Source organism: Sulfurivermis fontis (assembly GCF_004001245.1).
Taxonomy (GTDB): Bacteria; Pseudomonadota; Gammaproteobacteria; order Thiohalomonadales; family Thiohalomonadaceae; genus Sulfurivermis; species Sulfurivermis fontis.
The window spans coordinates 3,092,009-3,117,946 of sequence record NZ_AP018724.1 but is presented as its reverse complement, the minus strand read 5'-3'; the positions used below and the strand labels follow the sequence as shown (position 1 = coordinate 3,117,946).

The 25,938-nt window shown below is 64.4% G+C and carries 27 protein-coding genes; 19 read left to right on the top strand and 8 right to left on the bottom strand.

What is annotated here, in order from left to right:
- Positions 1 to 72 precede the first annotated feature (72 nt).
- The gene (locus EP379_RS15635; protein WP_127478660.1) at positions 73 to 894 is read right to left on the bottom strand and encodes a phosphate/phosphite/phosphonate ABC transporter substrate-binding protein; all 822 of its coding nucleotides are present in this window, start codon (positions 892 to 894) and stop codon (positions 73 to 75) included.
- Between the two features lie 540 nt (positions 895 to 1,434).
- On the opposite strand from EP379_RS15635, the gene tkt reads away from it, so the two are divergent.
- The 5 genes from tkt to fba all read left to right on the top strand — a co-directional run bounded on the left by tkt (position 1,435) and on the right by fba (position 8,700).
- Positions 1,435 to 3,432, top strand: coding sequence for a transketolase (gene tkt, locus EP379_RS15630; RefSeq protein ID WP_127478659.1), 1,998 nt, complete (start codon positions 1,435 to 1,437; stop codon positions 3,430 to 3,432).
- Positions 3,433 to 3,493: 61 nt separating this feature from the next.
- Entirely contained in the window at positions 3,494 to 4,498 is a 1,005-nt protein-coding gene (gap, locus tag EP379_RS15625) for a type I glyceraldehyde-3-phosphate dehydrogenase (RefSeq protein ID WP_127478658.1), read from the top strand.
- 160 nt (positions 4,499 to 4,658) lie between these two features.
- Positions 4,659 to 5,840, top strand: a complete 1,182-nt coding sequence (locus EP379_RS15620) for a phosphoglycerate kinase (protein WP_127478657.1) — start codon at positions 4,659 to 4,661, stop codon at positions 5,838 to 5,840.
- A 169-nt stretch (positions 5,841 to 6,009) separates the two neighbouring features.
- Positions 6,010 to 7,443 (top strand): pyruvate kinase, encoded by a 1,434-nt coding sequence (pyk, locus tag EP379_RS15615; RefSeq protein ID WP_127478656.1) that lies wholly within the window; start codon positions 6,010 to 6,012, stop codon positions 7,441 to 7,443.
- Between the two features lie 192 nt (positions 7,444 to 7,635).
- Positions 7,636 to 8,700: a class II fructose-bisphosphate aldolase gene (gene fba / locus EP379_RS15610; protein WP_127478655.1), complete on the top strand. Its 1,065-nt coding sequence runs from the start codon at positions 7,636 to 7,638 to the stop codon at positions 8,698 to 8,700.
- 84 nt (positions 8,701 to 8,784) lie between these two features.
- Here the strand turns inward: fba and EP379_RS15605 are convergent, their stop codons facing one another.
- Positions 8,785 to 10,023, bottom strand: a complete 1,239-nt coding sequence (locus EP379_RS15605; protein ID WP_127474685.1) for an ISL3 family transposase — start codon at positions 10,021 to 10,023, stop codon at positions 8,785 to 8,787.
- A 186-nt stretch (positions 10,024 to 10,209) separates the two neighbouring features.
- Here EP379_RS15605 and EP379_RS15600 point away from each other — a divergent pair, with 186 nt between their 5' ends.
- The 3 genes from EP379_RS15600 to EP379_RS15590 all read left to right on the top strand — a co-directional run bounded on the left by EP379_RS15600 (position 10,210) and on the right by EP379_RS15590 (position 11,091).
- Complete coding sequence (locus EP379_RS15600; RefSeq protein WP_127478654.1) at positions 10,210 to 10,416, top strand: hypothetical protein; 207 nt, start codon at positions 10,210 to 10,212, stop codon at positions 10,414 to 10,416.
- Positions 10,397 to 10,657: a type II toxin-antitoxin system RelE family toxin gene (locus EP379_RS17080; protein ID WP_127478653.1), complete on the top strand. Its 261-nt coding sequence runs from the start codon at positions 10,397 to 10,399 to the stop codon at positions 10,655 to 10,657. The genes EP379_RS15600 and EP379_RS17080 overlap by 20 nt, the downstream gene beginning before the upstream one ends.
- A gap of 101 nt (positions 10,658 to 10,758) precedes the next feature.
- Positions 10,759 to 11,091, top strand: coding sequence for a helix-turn-helix domain-containing protein (locus tag EP379_RS15590; RefSeq protein WP_127478652.1), 333 nt, complete (start codon positions 10,759 to 10,761; stop codon positions 11,089 to 11,091).
- A gap of 176 nt (positions 11,092 to 11,267) precedes the next feature.
- On the opposite strand, the gene EP379_RS15585 is transcribed toward EP379_RS15590, so the two are convergent.
- Positions 11,268 to 11,735, bottom strand: coding sequence for a DUF411 domain-containing protein (locus EP379_RS15585; protein WP_127478651.1), 468 nt, complete (start codon positions 11,733 to 11,735; stop codon positions 11,268 to 11,270).
- Positions 11,736 to 11,982: 247 nt separating this feature from the next.
- Here EP379_RS15585 and EP379_RS15580 point away from each other — a divergent pair, with 247 nt between their 5' ends.
- Entirely contained in the window at positions 11,983 to 12,327 is a 345-nt protein-coding gene (locus tag EP379_RS15580) for a hypothetical protein (protein ID WP_127478650.1), read from the top strand.
- Position 12,328: 1 nt separating this feature from the next.
- Positions 12,329 to 12,742, top strand: coding sequence for a hypothetical protein (locus tag EP379_RS15575; protein WP_127478649.1), 414 nt, complete (start codon positions 12,329 to 12,331; stop codon positions 12,740 to 12,742).
- 44 nt (positions 12,743 to 12,786) lie between these two features.
- Here the strand turns inward: EP379_RS15575 and EP379_RS15570 are convergent, their stop codons facing one another.
- The gene (locus EP379_RS15570; protein WP_127478648.1) at positions 12,787 to 13,737 is read right to left on the bottom strand and encodes a LysR family transcriptional regulator; all 951 of its coding nucleotides are present in this window, start codon (positions 13,735 to 13,737) and stop codon (positions 12,787 to 12,789) included.
- A gap of 298 nt (positions 13,738 to 14,035) precedes the next feature.
- On the opposite strand from EP379_RS15570, the gene EP379_RS15565 reads away from it, so the two are divergent.
- From EP379_RS15565 to efp, 3 genes are all read left to right on the top strand, one after another.
- Positions 14,036 to 14,929: a phosphoribosylaminoimidazolesuccinocarboxamide synthase gene (locus tag EP379_RS15565; protein WP_127478647.1), complete on the top strand. Its 894-nt coding sequence runs from the start codon at positions 14,036 to 14,038 to the stop codon at positions 14,927 to 14,929.
- A gap of 79 nt (positions 14,930 to 15,008) precedes the next feature.
- On the top strand, positions 15,009 to 16,163 hold the full coding sequence (earP, locus tag EP379_RS15560; protein WP_127478646.1) for an elongation factor P maturation arginine rhamnosyltransferase EarP: 1,155 nt from the start codon (positions 15,009 to 15,011) through the stop codon (positions 16,161 to 16,163).
- A gap of 69 nt (positions 16,164 to 16,232) precedes the next feature.
- The gene (efp, locus tag EP379_RS15555; RefSeq protein WP_127478645.1) at positions 16,233 to 16,790 is read left to right on the top strand and encodes an elongation factor P; all 558 of its coding nucleotides are present in this window, start codon (positions 16,233 to 16,235) and stop codon (positions 16,788 to 16,790) included.
- Positions 16,791 to 17,132: 342 nt separating this feature from the next.
- On the opposite strand, the gene EP379_RS15550 is transcribed toward efp, so the two are convergent.
- The gene (locus tag EP379_RS15550) at positions 17,133 to 17,801 is read right to left on the bottom strand and encodes an adenylate kinase (RefSeq protein ID WP_127478644.1); all 669 of its coding nucleotides are present in this window, start codon (positions 17,799 to 17,801) and stop codon (positions 17,133 to 17,135) included.
- Positions 17,802 to 17,983: 182 nt separating this feature from the next.
- Between EP379_RS15550 and soxX the strand changes: the two genes are divergently transcribed.
- Genes soxX through EP379_RS15535 form a run of 3 tightly spaced genes read left to right on the top strand, consistent with a single transcriptional unit; the run spans position 17,984 to position 19,850 of the window.
- Complete coding sequence (soxX, locus tag EP379_RS15545; RefSeq protein ID WP_197722818.1) at positions 17,984 to 18,424, top strand: sulfur oxidation c-type cytochrome SoxX; 441 nt, start codon at positions 17,984 to 17,986, stop codon at positions 18,422 to 18,424.
- Complete coding sequence (gene soxA, locus EP379_RS15540) at positions 18,421 to 19,179, top strand: sulfur oxidation c-type cytochrome SoxA (protein WP_127478643.1); 759 nt, start codon at positions 18,421 to 18,423, stop codon at positions 19,177 to 19,179. Before soxX ends, soxA begins: the two co-directional genes overlap by 4 nt.
- Positions 19,176 to 19,850 (top strand): hypothetical protein, encoded by a 675-nt coding sequence (locus EP379_RS15535; RefSeq protein ID WP_127478642.1) that lies wholly within the window; start codon positions 19,176 to 19,178, stop codon positions 19,848 to 19,850. Before soxA ends, EP379_RS15535 begins: the two co-directional genes overlap by 4 nt.
- Positions 19,851 to 19,940: 90 nt before the next feature.
- Here EP379_RS15535 and EP379_RS15530 read toward each other — a convergent pair whose 3' ends face one another.
- Positions 19,941 to 20,798 carry a LysR family transcriptional regulator gene (locus tag EP379_RS15530; RefSeq protein WP_127478641.1) on the bottom strand — a complete coding sequence of 286 codons (858 nt, stop codon included), beginning with the start codon at positions 20,796 to 20,798 and terminating at the stop codon, positions 19,941 to 19,943.
- Positions 20,799 to 20,939: 141 nt separating this feature from the next.
- On the opposite strand from EP379_RS15530, the gene EP379_RS15525 reads away from it, so the two are divergent.
- Positions 20,940 to 21,278 (top strand): TusE/DsrC/DsvC family sulfur relay protein, encoded by a 339-nt coding sequence (locus EP379_RS15525; RefSeq protein ID WP_127478640.1) that lies wholly within the window; start codon positions 20,940 to 20,942, stop codon positions 21,276 to 21,278.
- A 19-nt stretch (positions 21,279 to 21,297) separates the two neighbouring features.
- Positions 21,298 to 22,035, top strand: coding sequence for an HPP family protein (locus EP379_RS15520; protein ID WP_197722817.1), 738 nt, complete (start codon positions 21,298 to 21,300; stop codon positions 22,033 to 22,035).
- Positions 22,036 to 22,143: 108 nt separating this feature from the next.
- Here EP379_RS15520 and EP379_RS15515 read toward each other — a convergent pair whose 3' ends face one another.
- Both EP379_RS15515 and EP379_RS15510 read right to left on the bottom strand, forming a co-directional pair.
- Entirely contained in the window at positions 22,144 to 24,639 is a 2,496-nt protein-coding gene (locus EP379_RS15515; protein WP_197722816.1) for an ABC transporter permease, read from the bottom strand.
- Positions 24,640 to 24,643: 4 nt separating this feature from the next.
- Positions 24,644 to 25,363, bottom strand: a complete 720-nt coding sequence (locus EP379_RS15510) for an ABC transporter ATP-binding protein (protein WP_127478639.1) — start codon at positions 25,361 to 25,363, stop codon at positions 24,644 to 24,646.
- Here EP379_RS15510 and EP379_RS15505 point away from each other — a divergent pair.
- Positions 25,329 to 25,931 carry an arylesterase gene (locus tag EP379_RS15505; protein ID WP_127478638.1) on the top strand — a complete coding sequence of 201 codons (603 nt, stop codon included), beginning with the start codon at positions 25,329 to 25,331 and terminating at the stop codon, positions 25,929 to 25,931. The two genes, EP379_RS15510 and EP379_RS15505, sit on opposite strands and share 35 nt — an antisense overlap.
- Positions 25,932 to 25,938 lie beyond the last annotated feature (7 nt).

The window sequence follows — 25,938 nt, the reverse complement described above, 5'->3', positions numbered from 1 at the left end:
CAGGAACCAGGGCGTAGGGAGCGAGGGGATACCGCCCGCGCTCCTTGTATCTCGTTCCTCGTGCCTGGGTGCTCAATAACCCCACATCCCTTCCAGCAGCCGCGCCATGCCCTGGAAGCTGCTGTCGTCGGCCGCCTCCAGCGCGGCGGTGTTGAGGGCCTCCAGGGCCTTGCGGCCGTCGGGGTTGTTGGGCGCGTCGAGGAGGGCCCGGCGCAGTGCCTGCTGGAGTTCAGCGCCCACCTTGGGGCTGGCGGAGATGCCGGGGGACGGAACCTGGGTGGTGGTGTGCACGGTGATCAGATTGGGGTAACGTCCCACCAGCGGCGAGGGAATCATGGCCGCCGCGACCTTACCTTGTGCCGCCAACTCGGCGGCCTCCTGGAAATCCGGGGTCTCGACGATGCGTGGCTGGCGCAATGGGTTGGGATAGAGCTCCGCCAGTTGCAGGGCACCCACGGCGGGCGCGGCGGTGGTGGCGATGGTCTTGCCCACCAGTTCGGCCGGCTCCAGGATCATCTGTTCCTCGTTGGCCACCAAGGCATGGCTGACCACCTCGGGTAGCTTGGCCAGCACGGTATAGCCCATCTTTTTCACCCGATAGTCGGTGAAATGCGGACCGTCGAGGATCAGGTCATACTCACCGCGTTTCATCATTTGCCAGTGGGTGAGGAAGTTGGGACTGGTGACCAGCTTGATGTTCTGGCCCGTGGCCTTGCTCAAGTAGGTGGCCAGGGGCTGATAGACCTGGATGGTGCGTGCCTGCGGCAGGACCGGATGGACGGCAAAGGTGAGTTCGGCAGCTGTGGCACCGGTCACGACGGCAAGCAGGGCGAGCGTAGCGATAAGGCGGCGCACGAACGCACGTGCCCCCGCAAGGTGGGACGTGTTGGTCATCGACCCGACTCCTCCGTTATATCCCCCGCATATATCAGGGTATTGTTATGTGTAATTACCGCTTCCGCAGTGTAAAGTTGACCTCCCCGTGCGGCAAGTCCGTAGTGTGTTCCGGTGGTGGCATGGCGCTGCGTTTCCCCCGCCTAAAGCCGAAGTTATAGGCATAAAACAGAAAGTTATGGATAACGGGGATATTGCCGCAGGGGGCGCGATTGGGTAAAAATCGACAATTCCTAATACAGCTGCGGGATTAACAAGGCGGAAAAGGCCCCTCCCGCAGGCCCGGCGATGCGCATGGCGCGCCGCCGGGATAACAACAGAATTTTGATGTCTTGCTGGGAGTATCGCGGTGCGCGCCAGCGCCGCACCGGAATGAATGTTCAATGACAAGAAGCATGAGGCGCGTCGTGGCAAACGGTGCGCGGCGTGCGCGTCCCTGTCTCATTCTCCCCTGACGTCAAAGCATGACCGGTTGCAAACACGCGTGACGGTGCGCGTGCAGTCAAGGTTTTGAGTATTCACACTATCCAGGAGAAGCACATGCCGAATCGTAGAGAACTAGCCAATGCCATCCGCGCCCTGAGCATGGACGGCGTGCAGAAAGCCAACTCGGGACATCCCGGCGCGCCCATGGGCATGGCCGACATCGCCGAGGTGCTGTGGAATGACCACATGAAGCACAACCCGGCCAATCCCAAGTGGGCCGATCGTGACCGTTTCATCCTGTCCAACGGCCACGGTTCGATGTTGATCTACTCCCTGCTGCATCTCACCGGCTACAACCTCTCCATCGACGATCTGAAGAGCTTCCGCCAACTGCACTCCAAGACCCCGGGGCATCCCGAGTACGGCTACACCGAGGGCGTCGAGACCACCACCGGTCCGCTGGGTCAGGGCATCACCAACGGCGTCGGCATGGCGTTGGCGGAGAAGGTGCTGGCCGGCCAGTTCAACCGTCCCGGCCACCATATCGTCGACCACTACACCTACGTGTTCATGGGCGATGGTTGCATGATGGAAGGCATCTCCCACGAGGCCTGCTCGCTGGCCGGCACCCTGGGCCTCGGCAAGCTGATTGCCTTCTGGGATGACAACGGCATTTCCATCGACGGTCACGTCGAGAACTGGTTCTCCGACGATACGCCGAAGCGCTTCGAGGCCTACGGCTGGCACGTCGTGCGCGATGTGGACGGCCATGACGCCGAGGCCATCAACAAGGCGATCCACGAGGCCAAGAGCGTCAACGACAAGCCCAGCTTGATCTGCTGCAAGACCGTGATCGGTTACGGCGCGCCCAACCTGTGCGGCAGCCACGACTGCCACGGTGCACCGCTGGGTGCCGATGAGATCGCCGCCACCCGCGAAAACCTGGGCTGGAAGCACGAGCCGTTCGTCATTCCCGCCGAGATCTACAAGGGCTGGGATGCCAGGGAAAAGGGCGCCAAGGCGCAGGCCCACTGGGAAGAGAAGTTCGCCGCCTACAAGAAGGAATTCCCGGAGCTGGCCGCCGAGTTCGAGCGCCGCGTGATCAAGGGCGAGCTGCCGTCCAACTGGAAGCAGGTGGCCGACGATTTCATCAAGGCCGTGGCCGAGAAGGGCGAAACCATCGCCTCGCGCAAGGCCTCGCAGAACGCCATCCAGGGTTACGCCAAGGCGCTGCCGGAGTTCCTCGGCGGTTCCGCCGACCTGACCCCCTCCAACCTGACCTCCTGGAAAGAGGCCAAGGCGATTACCCGGACCGTGTCCGACGGCAACTACCTGTCCTACGGTGTGCGTGAGTTCGGTATGTCCGCCATCATGAACGGTGTGGCCCTGCACGGTGGTTTCATCCCCTTCGGCGGCACCTTCCTGATGTTCTCCGAATACGCCCGCAACGCGCTGCGTATGGCCGCGCTGATGAAGGTTCGCTCCATCTTCGTTTACACCCACGACTCCATCGGTCTGGGCGAAGACGGCCCGACCCACCAGCCGGTGGAGCAGACCGCCACCCTGCGCCTGATCCCCAACATGAGCGTGTGGCGTCCATGCGACGCGGTGGAGTCCGCGGTGGCCTGGCGTTGTGCCATCGAGAAGAAGGACGGACCGACCTCGCTGATTTTCTCCCGCCAGAACCTGGCCCACATGCCGCGCAGCGATGCGCAGATCGCCAATATCGCCCGCGGCGGCTACGTGTTGCGTGATGGCGGTGCCAATCCCGATGCCATCATCATCGCCACCGGTTCCGAAGTGGAGTTGGCGATGAAGGCCGCCGAGGAACTGGCCGGTAAGGGCAAGAACGTGCGCGTGGTGTCCATGCCCAGCGTCGATGCCTTCGAGGCCCAGGATGCCGCCTACCGCGAATCCGTGCTGCCGGCGTCCTGCACCAAGCGCGTCGCCGTGGAAGCCGGCGTCACCGCGTGTTGGTACAAGTATGTCGGTCTCAACGGCAAGGTTGTCGGCCTGGATCGCTTCGGTGAGTCTGCCCCGGCCGGGCAGCTGTTCAAGGAGTTCGGTTTCACCGTGGAGAACGTGGTGAAGGCGGTCGAAAGCGTTCTGTAATTTCCAGCGGCGGGGAACGTGTTCCCGGCATTTTGGTTTCACTTGAGAACAGGAGAAGAGTATGGCTATCAAAGTTGGTATCAACGGGTTCGGCCGCATCGGTCGCATGGCGTTCCGCGCCATCGCCAAGGAGTTCAAGGACATCGAAGTGGTCGCCATCAACGACCTGCTTGAGCCGGACTACCTGGCCTACATGCTGAAGTACGACTCCGTACACGGTAACTTCAACGGCGAGATCAAGGTCGACGGCAACAATCTGGTCGTCAACGGCAAGAAGATCCGCCTGACCGCCGAGAAGGACCCCGCCAACCTGAAGTGGAACGAAGTCGGCGTCGATATCGTGCTGGAATGCACCGGTTTCTTCCTGGAAGAGGAATCCTGCCAGGCCCACATCAAGGCCGGTGCCAAGAAGGTGGTGATGTCCGCTCCGTCCAAGGACAAGACCCCGATGTTCGTCTATGGCGTGAACCACGAGACCTACAAGGGCCAGACCATCGTCTCCGCCGCCTCCTGCACCACCAACTGTCTGGCCCCCATCGCCAAGGTGCTGCACGACAATTGGGGTATCAAGCGCGGCCTGATGTCCACCGTGCACGCGGCCACCGCCACCCAGAAGACCGTCGATGGTCCGTCCAAGAAAGACTGGCGCGGCGGCCGCGGCATCCTGGAGAACATCATTCCGTCCTCCACCGGTGCGGCCAAGGCGGTAGGCAAGGTGCTCCCCGAGCTGAACGGCAAGCTGACCGGCATGGCCTTCCGCGTACCGACTTCCGATGTTTCCGTGGTCGACCTGACCGTGGAGCTGGAGAAGCCGGCCAAGTACGAGGACATCTGCGCGGCGATGAAGAAGGCCTCCGAGGACAAGGCCGGCATTGGTGCCACCCTGGGCTACACCGACGAGAAGGTGGTCTCCACCGACTTCCGCGGCTGCGGCTATTCCTCGATCTTCGACGCCGAAGCCGGTATTGCGCTGGACGACACTTTTGTGAAGGTCGTGTCCTGGTACGACAACGAATACGGCTATACCTGCAACATGCTGCGCTTCGTGCAGCACGTAGCTAAGTAAGGCAAAGAAGGGACGAGATACGAGGGACTAGGTACGAGGGGGCGCGTAGCGCGCTCAACCCCTCGTATCTCGCACCTCGTGCCTCGTATCTGACTCGCAGAGTTATTCGCCAAGCCCGCGTTTGGCCAATGACTTTCAAACTTTACGAGGGAGTTGAAACATGCCTGTTATCAAGATGACCGATCTCGACCTGAAGGGTAAGCGCGTCTTCATCCGTGCCGATCTGAACGTGCCGGTGAAGGACGGCAAGGTCACTTCCGATGCGCGCATCACCGCTTCCATGCCCACCATCGAGTTCGCCCTGAGGGCCGGCGCCAAGGTGATGGTGACCTCCCATCTGGGCCGTCCCACCGAAGGTGAATGGACCGAAGAGGTTTCCCTGAAGCCGGTCGCCGACGTGCTGTCCGCCAAGCTGGGCAAGCCGGTGCGCCTGATCAAGGATTGGGTTGACGGTGGCTTCGATGTCGCCGAAGGCGAGCTGGTGCTGCTGGAAAACTGCCGTGTCAACAAGGGCGAGAAGAAGAACGTCGAAGAGACCGCCAAGAAATACGCCGCCCTGTGCGACGTGTTCGTGATGGACGCCTTCGGCACCGCCCACCGCGCCGAGGCCTCTACCCACGGCGTGGCCAAGTTTGCGCCGATCGCCTGCGCCGGCATCCTGCTGACCGAGGAGCTGGATGCCCTGGGCAAGGCCCTGGCCAATCCGGCCCGTCCGATGGTCGCCATCGTCGGCGGTTCCAAGGTTTCCACCAAGCTCACCGTGCTGGAGTCACTGGCCGAGAAGTGTGACCAACTGGTGGTCGGCGGCGGCATCGCCAACACCTTCCTCAAGGCCACCGGCAAGAACGTCGGCAAATCCCTGTGTGAAGACGATCTGGTTCCGACCGCCAAGATGCTGATGGAGAAGATGTCCGCCCGCGGCGCCAAGATCCCCATCGCCGTGGATGTGGTGTGCGGCAAGAAGTTTGACGCCAACGAGCCCGCCGTGCTGAAAGACGCCAATGCCGTGGCCGACGACGACATGATCTTCGACATCGGCCCCAAGAGCGCGCAGGAGCTGGTGGACATCATCATGAAGGCCGGCACCGTGGTGTGGAACGGCCCGGTCGGCGTGTTCGAGTTCGATCAGTTCGGCGAAGGTACCAAGGCCATCGCCATGGCCATCGCCGACACCAAGGCCTTTACCCTGGCCGGCGGCGGCGACACCATTGCCGCCATCCAGAAGTACGACATCTACGACAAGGTGTCCTACATCTCCACCGCCGGCGGCGCGTTCCTCGAATATCTGGAAGGTAAGGTGCTGCCTGCCGTTGCCATTCTGGAAGAGCGGGCCAAGGACTAAAGCCGGATGTCTGGTAATCAACGCGCACGGTGCGGTGAGTAACGCGCCGTGCGCGTTGTGCGTTTATAAAAACAGACCGGCGTCGTACGCGACGCCGGCTACACGGGTGGCCATGGGCTGCCCTGATTCGCTCACGGCGAATCATTAAGAGGCGAGCATACGAGAGCATATGTCGAGACGAACGAAGATAGTGGCTACCTTGGGGCCGGCGACCGACGACCCCAAGATGCTGGACAAGATCATCGAGGCCGGTGTCGATGTGGTCCGCATCAATTTCTCCCACGGCAAGGCCGAAGAACATATCGAACGCGTAGAACGCGTGCGCAACCGCGCCCGCGCCCATGGCCGCCAGGTCGGCGTGCTGGCCGATCTGCAGGGGCCCAAGATCCGCGTCGAGCGTTTCAAGAATGGCAAGGTGATGCTGGAAGAGGGGAAGCCCTTCATTCTCGACGCCAAGCTCGGCGTTGACGACGGGGACGAAACCCGCGTCGGCATCAGTTACAAGACCCTGCCGGATGATGTGAAACGCGGTGACACCTTGCTGCTCGACGACGGCCGCATCGTGCTGTGGGTCGATCAGGTGCACGGTCCCGAAATCCACTGTCGCGTGGTGGTGGGCGGCATTCTGTCCAACCGCAAGGGCATCAACCGCCAGGGCGGTGGTCTCACCGCACCGGCACTGACCGATAAGGACCGCGAGGACATCAAAATCGCGGCCAAGATGCAGGCCGACTACGTTGCGTTGTCCTTCCCGCGCAGCGCCGCCGACGTCAACGAAACCCGTGACCTGCTGCGCGCCGCCGGCGGCTACGGCGCCATCGTCGCCAAGATCGAGCGCGCCGAGGCCCTGCCGGTGATCGAGGAGATCATCGCCGCCTCCGACGCCATCATGATCGCCCGCGGCGATCTCGGCGTGGAAATCGGCGACGCCGCGCTGCCGCCGGTGCAGAAACATCTGATCCAACTGGCGCGCAAGATGAACCGCGTGGTGATCACCGCGACGCAGATGATGGAGTCGATGATCGAGAATCCGATCCCGACCCGCGCCGAGGTGTTCGACGTGGCCAATGCCGTGCTCGATGGCACCGACGCCGTGATGCTGTCGGCGGAAACCGCCAGCGGCAAATATCCGGACAAGGCGATCCAGGCGATGGATCGTGTATGCGTCGAGGCGGAGAAGCAGCGCGTCGCCACCCAGTCCGATCACCGCATCCACACCCAATTCACCTACATCGACGAGGCCATCGCCATGGCCACGATGTACACCGCCAACCACCTCAACGTGAAGGCCATCGCCGCGCTGACCGAATCCGGTTCCACGCCGCTGTGGATGTCGCGCATCAGCTCCGGTATCCCCATCTACGCGATGACGCGCCATGTCGAGACGCGGCGCAAGGTGACGCTGTACCGTGGCGTGTATCCGGTCAGCTTCGATGTGCAGACCACCGACCATGCCGAGGTGAACCGCGAGGCCGTCGACGAACTGCTGCGTCGCGGCGCCGTGCGCGACGGCGATCTGGTGATCATCACCAAGGGCGACCTGATGGGCGTTCATGGCGGTACTAACGCCATGAAGATCGTCAAGGTCGGCGAACTGGTTTAATGCTTGCCTCCCTCCCCCTGAAGGAGAAGGAGACGAAGCAGGGATTTACCACGCAGAACAGGGGACATACGGAGCAGGCGCAACGGTAGCGCAGCCGCGCAATGACATTGCAACAACTCCGTTTTTTTCCCGTCCGGCGTGGTTTACAGTAGAACCATTCAACTTAATAAAGAGAGCACAAGGAGATTTACTATGGCCCTGGTTTCCATGCGTCAACTTCTCGATCACGCGGCTGAAAATGGCTACGGCCTGCCGGCGTTCAACGTCAACAATATGGAGCAGGTGAAGGCGATCATGGAGGCCGCTTCCGCCACCGACAGCCCGGTGATCCTGCAGGGCTCCGCCGGTGCCCGGAAGTACGCCGGCGAGCCGTTTCTGCGCCACCTGATCCTGGCAGCCATCGAGGCCTACCCGCACATCCCGGTGGCCATGCACCAGGACCACGGCGCCTCGCCGGCCGTGTGTATCAATGCCATCCAGTCCGGTTTCTCCTCCGTCATGATGGACGGCTCCCTGATGGAAGACGGCAAGACCCCCTCCTCCTACGAGTACAACGTCGACGTCACCCGTCGCGTGGTGGAAATGGCCCACGCCTGTGGCGTGTCCGTCGAAGGCGAGCTGGGCTGCCTGGGCTCCCTGGAAACCGGCAAGATGGGTGAGGAAGACGGCCACGGTGCCGAAGGCGTGCTGGATCACTCCGCCCTGCTGACCGATCCCAACGAGGCCGCCGATTTCGTCAAGAAGACCGGCGTCGACGCCCTGGCCATCGCCATCGGCACCTCGCATGGCGCCTACAAGTTCACCTCCAAGCCCACCGGCAAGGTTCTGCGCATCGACCGCGTCAAGGAAATCCACGCCCGTATCCCCAGCGTGCATCTGGTCATGCACGGTTCTTCCTCCGTGCCGGAAGACTGGCTGGAAATCATCAACAACTACGGCGGCGACATGGGCAAGACCTACGGCGTGCCGGTGGAAGAGATCGTGGAAGGCATCAAGAACGGCGTGCGCAAGGTCAACATCGACACCGACCTGCGCATGGCCTCCACCGGCGCCATCCGCAAGCACCTGTTCGAGAACAAGTCCAACTTCGACCCGCGCAAGTACTTCAAGGCGGCCGAAGACGCAATGCGCGATATCTGCAAGGCCCGCTACGAAGCTTTCGGTGCCGCCGGCCACGCCTCCAAGATCAAGCCGATCTCCCTGGAGAAGATGGCGGGCCTGTACGCCAAGGGCGCGCTGGACCCGAAGATCAACTAAGCACCGACCTTTGCTGCAACAAAAAGGGGGCCGCAAGGCCCCCTTTTTGTTTTGTTGGGTCATCACCTAATCGAGTGGGTTGAATCACCGATTTCTCATCTGAGCGGGGTATAGGTCAAGGCCGCCGAGATGGAAGTAGATGGCAGTACGGAAACGCTCCCGATTGCGGAACCCCCGCGCCCGGTTCTTCATGTGCTGGATGCGGCTGTTGATGCTTTCGGCATGGCCATTGTGTACCTTCAACACCACGGCATTGATGATGCCCCACAGGTGCTTCTTGATCGTTGCGGCGGTTTTCTTCACCGGCTCCAGTCGGCTGCGTACAGCCCAAGACAGCCAGCGCGTCCAGCCCTTGGCCGCCCAGGTGCGGCTGTCGTAGTGCCACAGGCCCATGGCGAATTCCTTGATGGCCCAGGCCCGCGCCGTTTTCAGGCTGCCATCGCGCAGTGCACGAAAGCGGTTCTGCTGCGCACGCGTCATGTTGGCCGGGTTGGTGAGCCAGTCATATTTGCTGCCCTTGAGGCAGTCCTCGCCCACGGCCAACAGGGAGCGATGCTCCTGTCGCCGTACCTTGTCCACCGCATCATTCAGGTACTTGGCGACATGAAACTTGTCGAAGGCGATTTTCTCCCGCGCCTGTGGGATGTGCGCCTCCGTGGCGCTGATATAGGCCGGCCACATGTCCATCGCCACCGCCTTGATGTTGGCCTTCTGCTCATCACTCAGCCCGGCATAGTAGGCCGACAGGCTCTCCGTCTTGCGGTCGTCCGCCACGTGCAGCACGACGCCACGTTCCTGGTCAGTCACCACGGTCACGTACTCGTGGCGCCGGGCGAAGGCGGTCTCGTCCACGCTCAAGTATTCCGGCGCTTGGCTCTCACGTCGGGACAGCCCGCGCTTCACCGCGCGCTGCATCACTCTGTCGATGGCGCCCCAACTCAGCTTCAATTGTCGCGCCACCGCCTGCGTGCTCGCCTCCTTCAGCCAGTCAATGAGCAGCGCCTCGAACAGCGCCGTGAAACCCGAACCCGGTTCTGCCCACGGGACCGCCACCGTGACCACCCCGTGCTCTGCACATTGCACCCGCGGCACGTCCGCTTCCAGCACCGTCTTGTACTGGCAGGTGTCCAGATGGCGCCATTGCCGACGCCTGCTGTCGTAGCCGGGGCTGGGGCGTCCACAGTGCGGACAGCTCCACGTCACTCCCGGCTCCGGGACCACGTGAATCCGAACCTCCTCGGCATCACGCAGCAACTGCACATCGGCCACCTTCCACGGCGACCGTAAGCCAAGAATCTGGGCGTATAGGTCTATGTCTCTCATGACTCAACAGGGTAAGCTACCCACTCGATACGGGGAAGAGCCGTTTTGTTATCCCCTCTCCCTAAGGGAGAGGGCTAGGGTGAGGGGGGATAAACTACGTTTCTTCGGTCGATATAAACCCCTTGCCTCCCTAGGACAATCAGCCGCTATAATCGACCCATACCGCAGCATTATGGACATCGTGCCATGAATACAGCCGAACAGCTCCATCCCCAATACGTCACCGACGAGCAGGGCAACCGCGTATCAGTGATCCTGTCCGTTGCCGAATACAACGAACTGCTCGAAGACCTTGATGCCTTGGCCGCCGTCGCCGAGCGGCGCGAAGAGCCGACCATCAGCCATGACCAGCTAATCGCCGACTTGAAGCGGGATGGTCTCCTACAGGATTGAATGGAAGAGAAGTGCGGAGAAGGAGCTTCGCAGATTACCCCGCGAAGTTATTCCCCGCATCGTTGAGGCCGTTAGTGGCCTCGGCGCAAATCCAATACCTCAAAATTGCCGCAAGCTTGTCGGCAGCGAATGCAGTTACCGTATCTGCATCGGAGATTACCGCGTCATTTATGCACTCTACCAAGATCGGCTGATTGTAGAGGTTGTGCGTGCGGGGCACAGAAGCGAAGTGTATAGATAGATGGCGTTTGGCCAGGATAGCCTCTCCGAGTTGATGCCGGGAACAAATGCCGCAATGAAGCGGGCAATACAGCAGGGAGTGGCCGCCAGGAGACAGAAACCATGAGCAAGAACCGCAAGCTGTTCGACGAGATGGTGAGCGGCATCGATGCGATGCGCCAACAGCGCGAAGGAAAGATCACGTTGCGTACCCATGAAGTGGACGAATTGCCGCGCCCAGAGATCGCTCCGGAACTTATCCGCGCCACGCGCGAACAACTGCATGTTTCGCGGGCTGTATTTGCTCGGCGTTTGCGCGTTTCCACCCGGACACTTGAGAACTGGGAGCAGGGGCGGGCCAAACCCAACGCCCAGGCGGCAGCGTTGATTTTGATGGTGCGCAAGTACCCGGACACGTTGGCTCGATTGGAGCAGTTGAATGGCGAAGCAGCGTGAAGTCGGTGCATGAGAACCGTGGTCTGTCCCCGGTTTTTCTGACCGCAGTGAACTTAACGCCGTTCCGCTTGCTGACGTGCTAGCCAAGTACGGCAAGGCGCATCTGGCAAATCAATTGAATAACGAGGCAACAAGGGGGCCATCGGCCCCCTTTTCGTTTCTATGCCTGCCACATCTCAGCGATAGCTGCTGAACACCTTCACGCCCTGTTTATCGAAGGCGACCACGTCATAGGGCTGCTTCGTGTCGCCCTGTTCCATGCCGGGGGAGCCGATGGGCATGCCGGGGACGGCGAGGCCGGTGATGGCCGGGCGCTGTGCGAGCAGGGCCTGCACGTCGGCGGCGGGGACGTGGCCTTCGAGGACGTAGCCGTCAACGAGGGCGGTGTGGCAGGAGGCGAGTTCGGGGGTGACGCCGTGTTGTTTCTTGATGGTGGTGAGGTCGGTGGTGTCGCGGGCGACGACCTTGAAGCCGTTGTCCTGCAGGTGGTCGATCCAGGCGCTGCAGCAGCCGCAGGTCGGGCTCTTGTAGACGACCACTTCGGGGGCCGAGGTGGCGGTGCGCAGGGGCAGCAGGGCCGCAGTGGTGATGGCCAGGGCGGCGCCGATGCCGAGCAGCCAGTAGTTCATTCTCGATGTGGTCATGGTGGTTACCTCCAAGGGGATCGACCGGCGCGGCGGCGGGTGGTTCCTTCATGGCATGGCGTCGCTGAGTGCGACTTGATGTAGATCCGATGTTGTCCGGTGACGGTGTTCGTGGCGTTGGTTTAAGGCTCTCTCCTTGCGGGAGTCCGGTTTGGCCGAGTGAAGTCGGCCCTACGGCGTGGTTGGTGGGGAAACTGTCTGCCTGCTATGTTTACTGTTCAAGTCAACAATGCAGGAGGTGATGATCATGCACAGTCTGCGCGGGTTTGTTCTGGCGCTTCTTTCAGGGTTGTTTCTGTCCGCTGCCGTGTGGGCGGCGGAGGGTTCGGTCACCATCACCGCGCCGCAGGACGGCGCGCGGCTGGATGCCATGGCGGAGAACCGCATCAGCTATGCGGTCGAGCCGGGGCCGCGCGGTGATCACGTGCATCTGTACGTGGACGGCAGGGAGGTGGCGGTGCTGCGCCGGCTCCAGGGCAGTTATGCCCTGCCCGCCATGGATTCCGGCAGCCATGAGGTGTGCATCAAGGTGGTGAACAAGGGACACACGCCCATCGGCGTCGAGCAGTGCGTGAAGGTGAGGGTGGAGTAGGGTGGACCTGCAGAATCTCGCCTATGCCCTGACCCAGGTGGCGCACAACTTCGGTGCCGTGGCGGTGGTGGGTGCGCCGCTGTTTGCGCGCTGGCCCCTGCGCCTGCAGGCGGCGGCGCGGCGGCCGCTGGCCTGGCTGGTGCTGATCGGCTGGGCGGTGCAGGGGCTGAGCGGCGCCGGTTTCGGCGCCATCAGTTATGTCTGGTACGGCGCGTTTCCCGATATCCATGGCATCGCCGTGGCGGCGCTGCTGCTGAAGATGGCCTGTGCGGCGACGGGTTTTGTGCTGGCGGGGCTGCTGTTGCTGAGGGCATTGCGCTGGCCCGCGCCGCGGCACGAGGCAGTGTGGGGTGTGTTGCTGCTGCTGGGTGTTACCGCGCTGACGGCGGCCGCATTCCTGCGCTGGTTTTCCTGAGCGGCCCCCTCCCGCCTCCCCCCGCACGCGGGGGAGGAGAGGTGTCAGGCGCCGCGCGTCTTCTTGGTCGCCGCCCGCGGCAGCTTCTGCTCGCCCTTGCCGAGCAGGGACGGGCTTTCCTTGATCAGGTAGTCCTTGAACGCCTGTGCCACGACGGAGAGGCGCTTGCCGTGGCGGTGCACCACATACCAGTAGCGCATGATGGGGAACTCGGCGACGTGGAGGATTACCAGGCGGCCGAGGGCCAGCTCCATCTCCACCGTGTCGCGTGACAGCAGGCCGAGGCCGAGACCGGCCTGTACCGATTGCTTGATGGCCTCGTTGCTGCCCACTTCCATGCCGGTGGTGATGCGCACGTCGTGCTGGGCGAAGAAGCGCTCCATGGCGATGCGCGTGCCGGAGCCCGGTTCGCGCACCAGGAACACCTCCTGTTCCAGGCGTTTCAACGGTATCTTCTTTTCCTTGGCCAGCGGATGCTCCGGCGGGGCAACGATGACCAGCGGGTTTTCCAGGAAGGCCTCGTAGCCGAGGTCCATGTCCTCCGGCGGCTGGCCCATCACCACCAGATCCACTTCGTTTTCCGCCAGCTGGGTCAGCAGGGTTTCGCGGTTGGTGACGTCGAGGCTGACGGTGACGCCGGGATAGCGCTGGCAGAAACCGGCGAGCAGGACCGGGATGAAGTAGTTGGCGGTGGAGGCGACGGAGATTTTGAGGCGACCCTTGCCGAGGCCTTTCAGGCTGTTGAGCACGCCCTGCAGTTCATCGATCTGCTGCAGGATGGCGCGGCTGTAGTGGTAGACTTCCTTGCCCATCTCGGTGAGGAAGATCTTCTTGCCCAGGTGCTCGAACAGCGGCACGTCGAGCTGGTTTTCCAGTTGCTTGACCTGCATGGACACCGCGGGCTGCGTCAGGCACAGCTCCTCGGCGGCACGGGTGAAGCTGAGATGTCGGGCGACGGCGGAAAAGACCCGGAGTTGGCGCAGGGTTATATTCATAAGTATCTTCTTATGTATTCCATTACAACAATTTAATTTACATTATATCAATGAAGTCTACACTAGTTTCACTGCACGATTCAAAGCGAGAGTGCAGTCCGCGGTGGCCGCAGCAAAAAACAGATTGGCACCGGCGCGGCAGACAGAATATCTGTGAGGGAGCCCGGGGCGGCGCATCGGCAACGAGGCGCCGCCTTTTAATTTGACGGTTATCGACAGCGCGGTTGCAAATCCGCATCATTAAACCCTTTCCGGCCGGGTCATTGCGACCCGGCGCCACAGCCCACGGGAACCAGCCATGTCCGAAGTCGTTTTCAACTCCGAACTGAAGAGTCTCCAACTGATCCAGCGCGGCAAGGTGCGCGACATCTACGCCATCGACGACAGCAAGATGCTGTTCCTGGCCACCGATCGCCTCTCGGCCTTCGACGTGGTGCTGCCGACGCCGATCCCGGGCAAGGGCAAGGTGCTCACCGGCATGTCCAATTTCTGGTTCGCGCGTACTCAGCACATCGTTGCCAATCATCTCACCGGCATCGACCCGGCCAGCGTCGTCTCCGCCGCCGAGGCGGCGCAGGTGGCCGGCCGTGCCGTGGTGGTGCGCAGGCTCAAGCCGCTGCCGGTGGAGGCCATTGTGCGCGGCTACATCGTCGGCTCCGGCTGGAAGGAGTACAAGACCTCCGGCACCGTCTGCTCCATGCCGCTGCCCGCCGGCCTGCGCGAGGCCGACAAGCTGCCGCAGCCGATCTTCACACCCTCCACCAAGGCGGCGGTGGGTGACCACGACGAAAACATTTCCTTCGAGCGCATGGTGGAGCTGGTGGGGCGTCCGCTGGCCGAGCAGGTGCGCGACATCAGCATCAGGCTGTACACCTTCGCCGCCGAGTATGCGCTGACCAAGGGCATCATCATCGCCGACACCAAGTTCGAGTTCGGTCAGGACGAGGCCGGCGACCTGGTGCTGATGGACGAGGTGCTGACCCCCGATTCCTCGCGCTTCTGGCCGGTGGATTCCTATGCGCCCGGCGCCAATCCGCCCAGCTTCGACAAGCAGTATGTGCGCGACTATCTGGAAAGTCTGGGCTGGAACAAGAAGCCGCCCGCCCCGGAACTGCCCGCCGAGGTGGTGCAGAAGACCACCGAGCGTTACCGCGAGGCCCTGCGCCAGCTCACCGGCAGCGACATCGAATAAATCACCGCCGGCGTTTTTTCGTTTGGCCTGCCCGCCTGTGCCATGATCGCCCTCTGATCCGACCGCTGCGGTTTTCCTCATGCCCGCTTCCCGTTGGGATGTCTTCTGCTCGGTGGTCGACAATTTCGGCGACATCGGCACCTGCTGGCGTCTGGCGCGCCAGCTCGCCGGTGAGCATGGTCTGAATGTCCGCCTGTGGGTGGATGACCTCGCCTCCTTCCGCCGCATCAACCCGGCGATCGACCCGGACCAGGATGTGCAGCGCAGCCGCGGCGTCGAGGTGCGGCGCTGGCTGACGCCGTTTCCCGCGGTAACGCCGCAGGAGGTGGCGGCGGTGGTGCTCGACACCTTCGCCTGCACCCCGCCGGAGGCCTATCTGCGGGCCATGGCCGCTTGTGAGCCGAAACCGCGCTGGGTCAACGTCGAACACCTGAGCGCCGAGGACTGGGTGGCGGGCTGCCACGGCCTGCCTTCGCCACAGCCCGGCCTGCCGCTGACCAAATACTTTTTCTTCCCCGGGTTCACCGCCGGCACCGGCGGCCTGCTGCGCGAGCGCGGCCTGCTGGAGGCGCGCCGCGCCTTCCAGGGCGACGCGGTGGCGCAGGCCGAGTTCTGGGCCGGGCTGGGTCTGCCGCCGGCGCACGGCGAGCTGCGCCTGTCGCTGTTCGCCTATGACTGTGCCGGCGTCGTGCCCCTGTTGCGGCTATGGGAACGTTCAGCCCGGCCGCTGCGCGTGCTGGTGCCGGAGGGGGCATTGGCGCGGCGCATCGGTGGCCACTATGGCGTAGCGGAGGCCGCCGCCGGTGCCGTCTTGGGCGCGGGGGCGCTGACGGTGCACGTGCTGCCCTTCGTGGAGCAGGACCGCTATGACCGCCTGCTGTGGGCCTGCGACGTCAACTTCGTGCGCGGCGAGGACTCCTTCGTGCGGGCGCAGTGGGCCGGCCGGCCGCTGGTCTGGCAGCCTTACCGCCAGGCGGAGGATGCCCACAGCGACAAGCTGCGTGCCTTTCTGCATCGCTACTGCGCCGGACTGGGCGTGCAGGAAGGGGCGGTGCTGCGCGACCTGTGGCAGGCCTGGAACCGGGAGGAAGGGATGGCACCACACTGGGACGGCTTTCTCGCCCACCGCGCCGCCTATACGGTGCATGCCGAGCTGTGGGCGCGACAAATGGCGGATCTGGGCGATCTGGCGGCCAATCTGGTCGCCTTTTGCCGCCAGGGAAAGGCCCGGTAAGGGCGTGCGAATTTGCCGGATATTCGGGTATAATCCCGGCCTCTTTTCCACCCAGACAGTACCCCTACTATGAAAACCGCACAGGAAATCCGCGCCGGCCAGGTAATGATGGTTGGCAATGACCCGATGGTCGTGCTGAAGGCCGAGTACAACAAGTCCGGCCGCAACGCCGCCGTGGTGAAGATGAAGCTGAAGAACCTGCTCACCGGCACCGGCACGGAAACCGTGTACCGCGCCGACGACAAGTTCGAAACCGTCATCCTGGAAACCAAGGACGTCACCTACTCCTACTTCGCCGACCCCATGTATGTGTTCATGGACGAGGAGTACAACCAGTACGAGGTCGAGGCCGAGAACATGGCAGACGCCCTCAAGTACCTGGAAGACGGCATGGCCTGCCAGCTGACCTTCTACAACGGCAAGGCGATCTCCGTCCAGCTGCCCACCACCGTGGTGCGCGAGGTCGTCTACACCGAACCCGCCGTCAAGGGCGACACCTCCGGCAAGGTGATGAAGATGGCCAAGCTGAACACCGGCTACGAAATCTCCGTGCCGGCCTTCGTCGAGATCGGTGACAAGATCGAAATCGATACCCGCACCGACGAATACCGCAGCCGCGCCAAGTAAGCGCGCCGCGCAGTGAAATGAAAAAGGGGCAGCCGCGAGGTTGCCCCTTTTTCTTTTATCTGAACAAACAGCCTTCAATGCAAAGGGCGCAAAGGACCGCAAAGCGTACTTAAGGAAGCTCTGAATAAGTTCAGAGCTTCCGCGGCACAGGGATGTGCCGCCATTTTTCAACGACGATAAGTCGTTGAAAAATGAAGCCAAGCGAAAATCACACTTTTCGCTTGGCGTGGTCTGAGAAGTCCAGGATGGACTTATTCAGACCTTCCTTAAGAAGCTCTGAACTTTTTCAGAGCTTCCCTTGGCGTTCTTTGCGGCCTTCGCGTCTTTGCGTTTAACGGCTTGTTACGCGCAGCTGCCGCAGCAGCCGATGCCGAGCTTGCTCTTGATGGTGTTCACCACGGTGTCGCTGGAGGTGGCGTTGATGTCGAGCAGCATGCCCTTCTTGCGGTAGTAATCGGCCAGCGGTGCGGTCTTCTCGTTGTAGGTATCGAGGCGCTTGCTGATCGCTTCCTCGGTTTCGTCGTCGCGCTGGATCACCGGGCTGCCGCACTTGTCGCACACGCCTTCCTTCTTGGTCGGCTTGCTCTTGACGTTGTAGATCTCCTGGCAGGCCGGGTTGGAGCAGGTGCGGCGCGTGGTCAGGCGATCGAGGATCACCTCGCGCGGCACGTCCAGGTTCACGGCGAAGTCCAGCTTGATGCCCAGCTTGTCGAGCATGCCGCCCAGTGCCTCGGCCTGGGGAATGGTGCGCGGGAAGCCGTCGAGCAGGAAGCCGTTGGCGCAGTCCGGCTGCTGCAGGCGCTCGGCCATGATGCCGAGGATCAGGTCGTCCGGCACCAGGTCGCCGGCCTTCATGTAGGCATCGGCCTTCTTGCCCAGCTCGGTGCCGTCCTTCACGGCGCCGCGCAGGATGTCGCCGGTGGAAATCTGCACCGAACCGTCGAGGGCAGTCAGCATCTTGGCCACGGTGCCTTTGCCGGCGCCGGGGGCGCCCAGAAGAATCAGTCGCATGTCATTCGTCTCCGAGAATATGAATTATTGTGTGTATAGCCGATGGCTGAACCGGGATTCTAACGGTTGGGCGGCGAAGATGACGGCAAATTATCGTTATCGGCGCATAAGCAGAATTACAGTGCGATCATGACGGTGTCATATGCACTACACTGCGTTTTGTACCCAGTCCAAGTCTGCCGATGAAACCCGCTGCATTCATTTTCCTCTCCTGCCTCCTGATGGCGCCGCTGGCGGCACAGGAGGCCTATCTGCCCTGGCGCGCGGAGAACTTTGCCATTACGCAACCGCTGGGAGGGCTGCGCGGCGATGCCGCCCGCGGCCGCGAAATCGTCGCCTCACGCGAGCGCGGCAACTGTATCTCCTGCCACATGCTGCCCATCCCCGAGCATCCCATGCATGGCACGCTGGCACCGCCGTTGTTCGGCGTCGGTGCGCGTCTCTCGGCCGGCGAGCTGCGCCTGCGCGTGGTGGATGAAAAGCTGGTCAATCCCGACACCATCATGCCGGCCTTCTATCGTGACCCGGCGCGCTACCATCGGCCGCACCCCGATTACGCCAGCACCATACTCAGCGCGCAGGAGGTGGAGGACGTGGTTGCCTACCTGGTGACGCTGCGATGAAGTCTGTCGTGTGCGTCGTGCTGTTGCTGTTGCCCGTGCCGCTGCTGGCCTGGGACAAGCCGGTGTCGGGCTATGCCTATCTGCCCGAGCAGATGCAGGCGATGCAGGATGACGAATTTGAAAACCCCGGCATGTACACGGTGGAGGAAGGCAGCGCGCTGTTTCATGCGCCGGACTACAACGGCCGGTCCTGCGCCGGTTGCCACGGCGACAACGGCAGCAGGCTCGACCCCAAACGTATCGCGCGCTATCCGGTCTACAGCGCGGTGCATCAGGGACCGCTTACCCTGCAACAGCGCATCAACGACTGCCGCGAGCGGCAGCTCGATGAGTTTCCGCTGCCCTACGACGATGCCGAGCTGATCGCGCTGGAGACCTATGTGCGTCATCTGGCGCGCGGCGAGAAGGTGAATGTCGATGTCAGCGGGCCGCTCAAGCCGTGGTACGACAGCGGCAAGGCGCTGTACCACACGCGCATCGGCCAGCTCGACATGAGTTGCCATCACTGCCATGACCGTTATGTGGATCTGCGCCTGCGCGATCAGGTGCTCAATCAGGGGCACAGCAACGCCTTCCCCGCCCACCGCCTGCAGACCGGCGCCATCTCCAGCCTGCACGGCAAGTTCCGCGACTGCTATGCCACGCTGCGCGCCCTGCCCTATGCGGTCGGCTCGGAGGAGTTCATCGCGCTGGAGGTGTATCTCAACGCCCGCGGCAACGGCCTGCCCATCGAGACGCCGGGGATACGGCGATGAGAGGCGGGCTCTGCGCACTGTTGCTGCTGTGCGCGCCGTTCCTGGCGGCACAGGAACCGACACCGGAGGAACTGGAGCGCTGGTTCGAGGATGACACGCGTGCCCAGCCTTACGATTTTGAGGTCAACAGCGGCGAACTGGAGTTTCTCGCCGTGATGCCGGACAAGCGCGTGCCCCACTCGCGCAACCGTCTGCGCATCCTGCCCACCAGCCTGGACGACGGCTGGCTGGAGCAGTCGCAGTGTCACGAGAATCTCGATCCGGTGCCGCTGGCGGAGGTGGTGTACACGTACCGCGAGATGCGCGACCTGCGCGTGGTATCGGCCAGCGGGATCGAGCGGGCCTGGGTGGAAGGACAGTCGGTGCAGATGGAGAACATCGGCCACGGCGCCGTGTTGTGCGTCGCCGCCGCCGCACGCCTGCTGCGCCGCGAGGGCGATGAGTACGTGCTGCGCAATGGTCCGTTCCAGCGCCGTTTCCTCGACGGCTATTTCCCGCTGCGCGTCAGCCTGACCCTGGAGTATCCGGCGGAGCGGCTGCGCGTGGTGAGCGTCGCGCCGCCCGGGCAGCCGGGCTTTGCGGTGCGGCACGAGCCCGGCCGGGTCACGCTGGAGGCCCTGTTCGAGGGCAGGCTGTACACCGAGGTGCGTTTTCGCGCCGCGCAGCGGTAGGGGCGGCTCGGACAGGTTGTAGGGTCGGCTTCAGCCGACCTTGCTGCGTTCGGCGGTGTTTGGCCGACTGAAGTCGGCCCTACAGCGGTCCTACTGCGCCAGCCGCTGTTCCTCCACTGCCAGCAGGCGCAGGCCGTCCAGCGCGGTGGCCAGGGTCTTTTCGGCACGATCGGTGGGATAGACCATGTAGGCCGGCAGGGTGAACTGCGGACCGCCCTCGACGCGGAACAGGCGTTCCTGTTGCAGCCAGCGGCGGGCGATGCGGATCGGCAGGAAGGCGGCGCCGCCGCTGTGAAACAGGCACTGCATCGCCAGCCAGCCGATGTTGGCGGTGAGGGCAGGCGGCGGGATGTCGGGATAGCGGGTGCTGAACTGGGCGTGAAACTCCGGTCCCCAGTCGATGTGCACATAGCCCGGATCGGGCCAGCCGCGCGCCGGGTTGCTGCTCACCAGCACCAGGGTTTCATCGAACAGCCGTTCGATGCCGAGGCCGGGGCGGCTCTCCGGGGTATACATCAGGGCGATGTCGATGCTGCCCTGCACCAGCCCCTGCATCATCTCCCCCTCCATGCCGGTTTCCATGCGCAGGGATATGTCCGGCGCCTCCTGCTGCATCCACTCCGCCCAGCGCGGCAGATAGCCCTCCCACAGCGCGATGCGGGCGGCGAGGGTCAGGCTGCCCTGGAAGCCGGCGGGCAGGCCGACGTCGTGGCGTGCCGCCTCCAGGGTCTGCACCAGGGTCTTGGCATGACGCAGGAAGCGCTGTCCGGCCATGGTGAGTTCGGCGCCGCTGCGGCCGCGGCGGAACAGGCGCGCCCCGAGCTGGGTCTCCAGCGCCTGGATGCGGGCGCTGACGGTGGACTGGGTGACGTGCAGGCGGTTGGCGGCGCCGACGAAATTGCCGGCGGCGGCCACGGCGAGAAAGGTACGGGCAAACTCGATATCCATGGTTTGGTGTCCAATCTATCGGATATTCAAATATTAACAGACAAAAAATATCGTTTGTTCGATGCATGACCGGCCCATACCATGATCCCGTACCTGGCAGGTGGCGACCGCCGCCGACAGAACGGAACGGAGGGGCAAATCATGATCAGCGACAAGAGCGGACAGGCCGTGACGACGGACGACGAGGGGTATCTGGTGGACCCGGAGACCTGGGACGAGCATATCGCCCGGCAGCTGGCCTGGCAGGAGCAGCTGGAGCTGAACGACGAGCACTGGCAGGTGTTCCGCTTCATGCGCGGCTACTTCGCCGAGCACCAGATCGCGCCCGATGCCCGCTTCACCATCAAGTTCATCGCCGATGAGCTGGGTTATGGCCGCAAGGCGCAGAACCACCTGTTCAAGCTGTTTCCCTACGGCTACGTGAAGCAGGCCTGCAAGATCGCCGGCATGAAGCGGCCGCGTGCCTGGAGTACGGGTTGAACGGTATGGGGGCGGATTTATGTGGCAACGTTTCATGACCTGGCTGGGCCAGGGCGACGATCACCCGGCCAGCCATCGGGAGCGGCTGGTTTCGGCCCTGGGCGGCTTCACCGGCATGCTGCTGGTCCTCGGGGTCAGCAGCCATCTGCTGGATCTGCACGGTGCCGCGCTGGTGGTCGCTTCCATGGGGGCCTCGGCGGTGCTGCTGTTCGCCGTGCCCCACGGCAGCCTGGCGCAGCCCTGGCCGCTGCTCGGCGGCCACCTGCTGTCGGCGGCGGTGGGCGTCACCTGCGCGCAGTGGGTGGCCGATCCGCTGCTCGCCGCCCCGCTGGCGGTGGGGCTGGCCATCGCCGTGATGTACTACCTGCGCTGTCTGCACCCGCCCGGCGGGGCCACCGCCCTGGTCGCGGTGGTGGGCGGACCGGCGATCCATGACCTGGGTTACGGCTTCCTGCTGCAGCCGGTGCTGCTCAATGCCGTGGTGCTGCTGCTGGCGGCGATGCTGGTCAACTATGCCTTCGCCTGGCGCCGCTATCCCCTGGCCCTGCTGCCGGCGCGGCCGACGCCCGAAGTGGTCTGCCCGGTGGGGGAGAAATGCGTCATCGCCCACAGCGACCTGGTGTATGCCCTGTCGGAACTGGATTCCTATATCGACGTGAGCGAGGAGGATCTGCTGCAGATCTACGCCCTCGCCATGCGCCACGCCGTCACCCCGGAGGCGCCGCGCCTGTCGCTGGCGGCGGCCAGGGCCGCGTAGCGCGGGCACGGTCGCCAGGCACGAGGGACAAGGCACGAGATACGAAGAAGGCGTGTGCTGCGCACGGTCTTCGTACCTTGTGCCTCATATCTCCCGACGGCGTTTCCCCTACAGCGCCCGCAGCACCGCCAGCGGGCTGCGCCGCACCACATGGCGCGTGCCCCAGTAGCCGGCGGCGCCAATCAACAGCGCGCCCACGGGCGGCAGCGCCAGCCACAGCGTCCAGTGCAGGGTGTAATCGAGCTGGAACACCCGCGTGTAGAGCAGCCAGGCGATGAGCTCGCTGCCGGCGGCGGCGAACAGGCCGGCGAGCAGGCCGAGCAGGGCGTATTCGGCCAGGTGGCCGGCGCGCAACTGGTAGCGGCTGGCGCCCAGGGTGCGCAGCAGGGCGCCCTCGTACAGGCGCTCGTCCAGGCTGGCCTGCAGGGTGGCGTAGAGCACGGCAAAGCCCGCCAGCAGCACGAAGATCAGCACGTACTCCACCGCCAGCGTCACCTGTTCCATGATGCGGCGCACCTGCGCCATCAGCCGCTCCAGATCGATCACCGTCACCGCCGGGAAGTCGCGCACCATCTGCGCCATGGCGGCGCGCTGTCCGGGCGCCGCATACAGCGAGGTCATCCAGGTGGCCGGCTGGCCGTCGAGCACGCCGGGGGCGAAGATGACGAAGAAGTTGGGCTTGAAGGAGTCCCACTGCACCGTGCGCAGGCTGGCGATGCGCACGGCCAGTTCGTTGCCGCTGCCGAAGCTGAAGCGCAGCTCATCACCCACCCCGGCACCGAGCCGTTGCGCCAGTTTGGCCTCCAGCGACACCAGCGGCTGGCCACGATCCTGCGCCGTCCACCAGCGCCCGGCGACGATGGTGTTGTCCTCCTGCAGCGTGTCGCTCCAGGTGAGGTTCAGCTCGCGGTGCACCGCGCCGCCGCCGTCGTCGCCCGGCGCCAGCACCTCTTCCAGCGGCCTGCCGTTCACCGTGACCAGGCGGCCGCGCACCAGGGGATAGAGTTGCGCACTGTCGATGTGGTGCTGTTGCAGAAAGGCGCCGAAACGCACCACCTCGTCGGGCAGCACGTTGACCACGAAGTGGTTGGGCGCGCGTTCCGGCAGCTGCGCCTGCCAGGTGTCGAGCAGGTCGTTGCGCAGCAGGGCGATCAGCGCCATCGCCATCAGCGTGAGGCCGAAGGCGAGGATCTGGCCGGCGCTGGACCAGGGGCGGCGCCACAGGTTGTTGAGGCCGTAGCGCCAGGCGGCGCCGACGCGGCGGTGCAGGCCGCGGCTGGCACGCAGCAGCAGCCAGGCGAGGGTGCCAAGCAGCAACAGTGCCGCCGCGGTGCCGCCCAGCACGCCGAGGGTGAGCGCCGGACTGCCGGTATAGCGCGCCATCAACAGGGCCATGGCGCCGACGGCGGCGCCGTACACCAGCCAGGCGCGCAGCGGCAGGGGGTTGAGGTCGCGGCGCAGCACGCGCAGCGCCGGCACCTGGCGCAGGCGCAGGATCGGCGGCAGGGCAAAGCCCCCCAGCACCACCAGCCCGGTGAGCAGGCCCAGCAATGCCGGCAGCCAGCCCGGCGGCGGCAGGCGCACCGGCAGCAGCTCGTGCAGCAGGGCGAACAGCCCGGCCTGCACCAGGGCGCCGATGGCGACGCCGAGGCCGCTGGCGATGAGGCCGAGCAGGAGCAGTTGCGGCAGGTAGAGGGCGAGGAGGTCGCGCTGGCTGGCGCCGAGGCAGCGCAGCATGGCGCTGACGTCGAAGTGGCGCTCGCTGTAGCGGCGCGCGCCCATGGCGATGGCGACGCCGGCGAGCAGCACGGCGGTGAGGCTGGCGAGACCGAGATAACGCTCGGCGCGTTCCAGCGCCGCGCCCACCGTGGGGCGGTCCTCGCGCACGTCCACCAGGCGATGGCTGGGTTCCAGCTGCGGCGTGAGCCAGCGCTTGTAACGTTCCAGCGCGGCCAGCTCGCCGGCGAACAGGTAGTTGCGGCTGAGGCGGCTGCCGGGGCCGAGGATGCCGGCGCGCTCGACGTCGGCGCGGTTGACCAGCAGGCGCGGCGCCAGGGCGGCGAAGTTGCCGCCGGCGCCCGGTTCGAAGGCGACGATCTGCGTCACCTTCAGCTCGATGTCGCCGAGGGCGAGGGTCTCGCCCACCGCCATGCCGAGCAGCGGCAGCAGGCGCGCCTCCGCCCAGGCCTCGCCGGGGGGCGGGATGCTGCGGCTGTCGCGCTCCGCGCCGTAGGGCTCGTCGCTGATGCGCAGGCTGCCGCGCAGCGGATAGCCGTCCTGTACCGCCTTGATGCCGGCGAGGCGCATTTCGTCGCCGTGCAGCACCATGCTGGGAAACTCCAGCGTTTCGCCGTGACGCAGTCCCAGCTGTTCCGCCCGCCTCAGCCAGTCTGCGCTCACCGGCCGCGGCGCGCGCAGGATCAGATCGGCGCCGAGCAGTTCCGCCGACTGGCTGCCCATGGCCCGTTGCAGGCGATCGGTGAAGAAGCCGATGGCCGAGGTGGCACCCACGGCGATCACCAGGGCGGCGAACAGGATGCGCAGCTCGCCGGCGCGCCAGTCGCGCAGCAGCAGACGCCAGGCCAGCTTGAGTCGGTGCAGCATGACGTTAATCCCTGCGCTCATCGGCCACCACGCGGCCGGCATCGAGGTGCAGGCGGCGGCCACAGCGGGCGGCCAGCTTGTCGTCGTGGGTGACCAGGATCAGGGTGGTGCCGCGCTCGGCGTTGAGGTCGAACAGCAGGTCGATGATGCGCGCCCCGGTGGCGGCATCCAGATTGCCGGTGGGCTCGTCGGCGAACAGCAGCGCCGGATCGCCGGCGAAGGCGCGGGCGATGGCGACGCGCTGCTGCTCGCCGCCGGACAACTGCCTCGGATAGTGGTCGAGGCGCTGGCCCAGGCCGACACGTTCCAGCAGCGTGCCGGCCTGGCTGGCCGCGCCGCCGTTGCCGGCCAGCTCCAGCGGCAGCATGACGTTCTCCAGCGCGGTGAGGCCGGGCAGCAGCTGGAAGGTCTGGAACACGAAGCCGACCTTTTGGCCGCGCAGGCGGGCGCGGCCGTCCTCGTCCAGCGCGTTGAGTTCTTCGCCGGCCAGCCGGATGCGGCCGCTGCTCGGCAGGTCGAGACCGGCGAGCAGGCCGAGCAGGGTGGACTTGCCCGAGCCGGACACGCCGACGATGGCCAGGCTCTCGCCGGCGCCGACGCGAAAGCTCACGTCCTGCAGAATGGTGAGCGTGCCGCCCGCCACCTCCACTTGCTTGCCGACCTGTTCGGCAGTGACAATCGATTCCACGATGCGAAATTTCCTGTTGGCAATCCTGTTGTTCATTGTCGCCTGTCATGCCCAGGCCGGGACAGTGCTGGTGCTGGGCGACAGCCTCAGTGCCGGTTATGGCCTCACGGCCGGTGAGGGCTGGGTGGCGCTGTTGCAGCAGCGTCTGGAGCAGCGCGGTCTGGAGCATACCGTGGTGAATGCCAGCATCAGCGGCGACACCACGGCGGGCGGGCTGGCCCGCCTCGACGCGGTGTTGGACCAGCACCGGCCCGATTGGTTGCTGCTGGAGCTGGGGGCCAATGACGGCCTGCGCGGGCTATCGCTCAAGGCCATGCGCGACAACCTCGATGCGATGGTGATGCGGGCCCAGGCGCGCGGGATCAAGGTGGTGCTCATCGGCATGCAGATCCCGCCCAACTATGGCCGTGTGTATACCGAGCGTTTTGCGGCTGTCTACCAGGAGCTGGCCGCACGCCACCGTCTGCCCTTCGTGCCGTTCCTGATGGAAAAGGTCGCCCTCGACCCGGCGCTGATCCAGGCCGATCAGCTGCATCCCAACGCGGCGGCGCAGCCGCTGCTGCTCGATACGGTGTGGCCGGTGCTGGAACCGTTGTTGCGCTGATCCACCG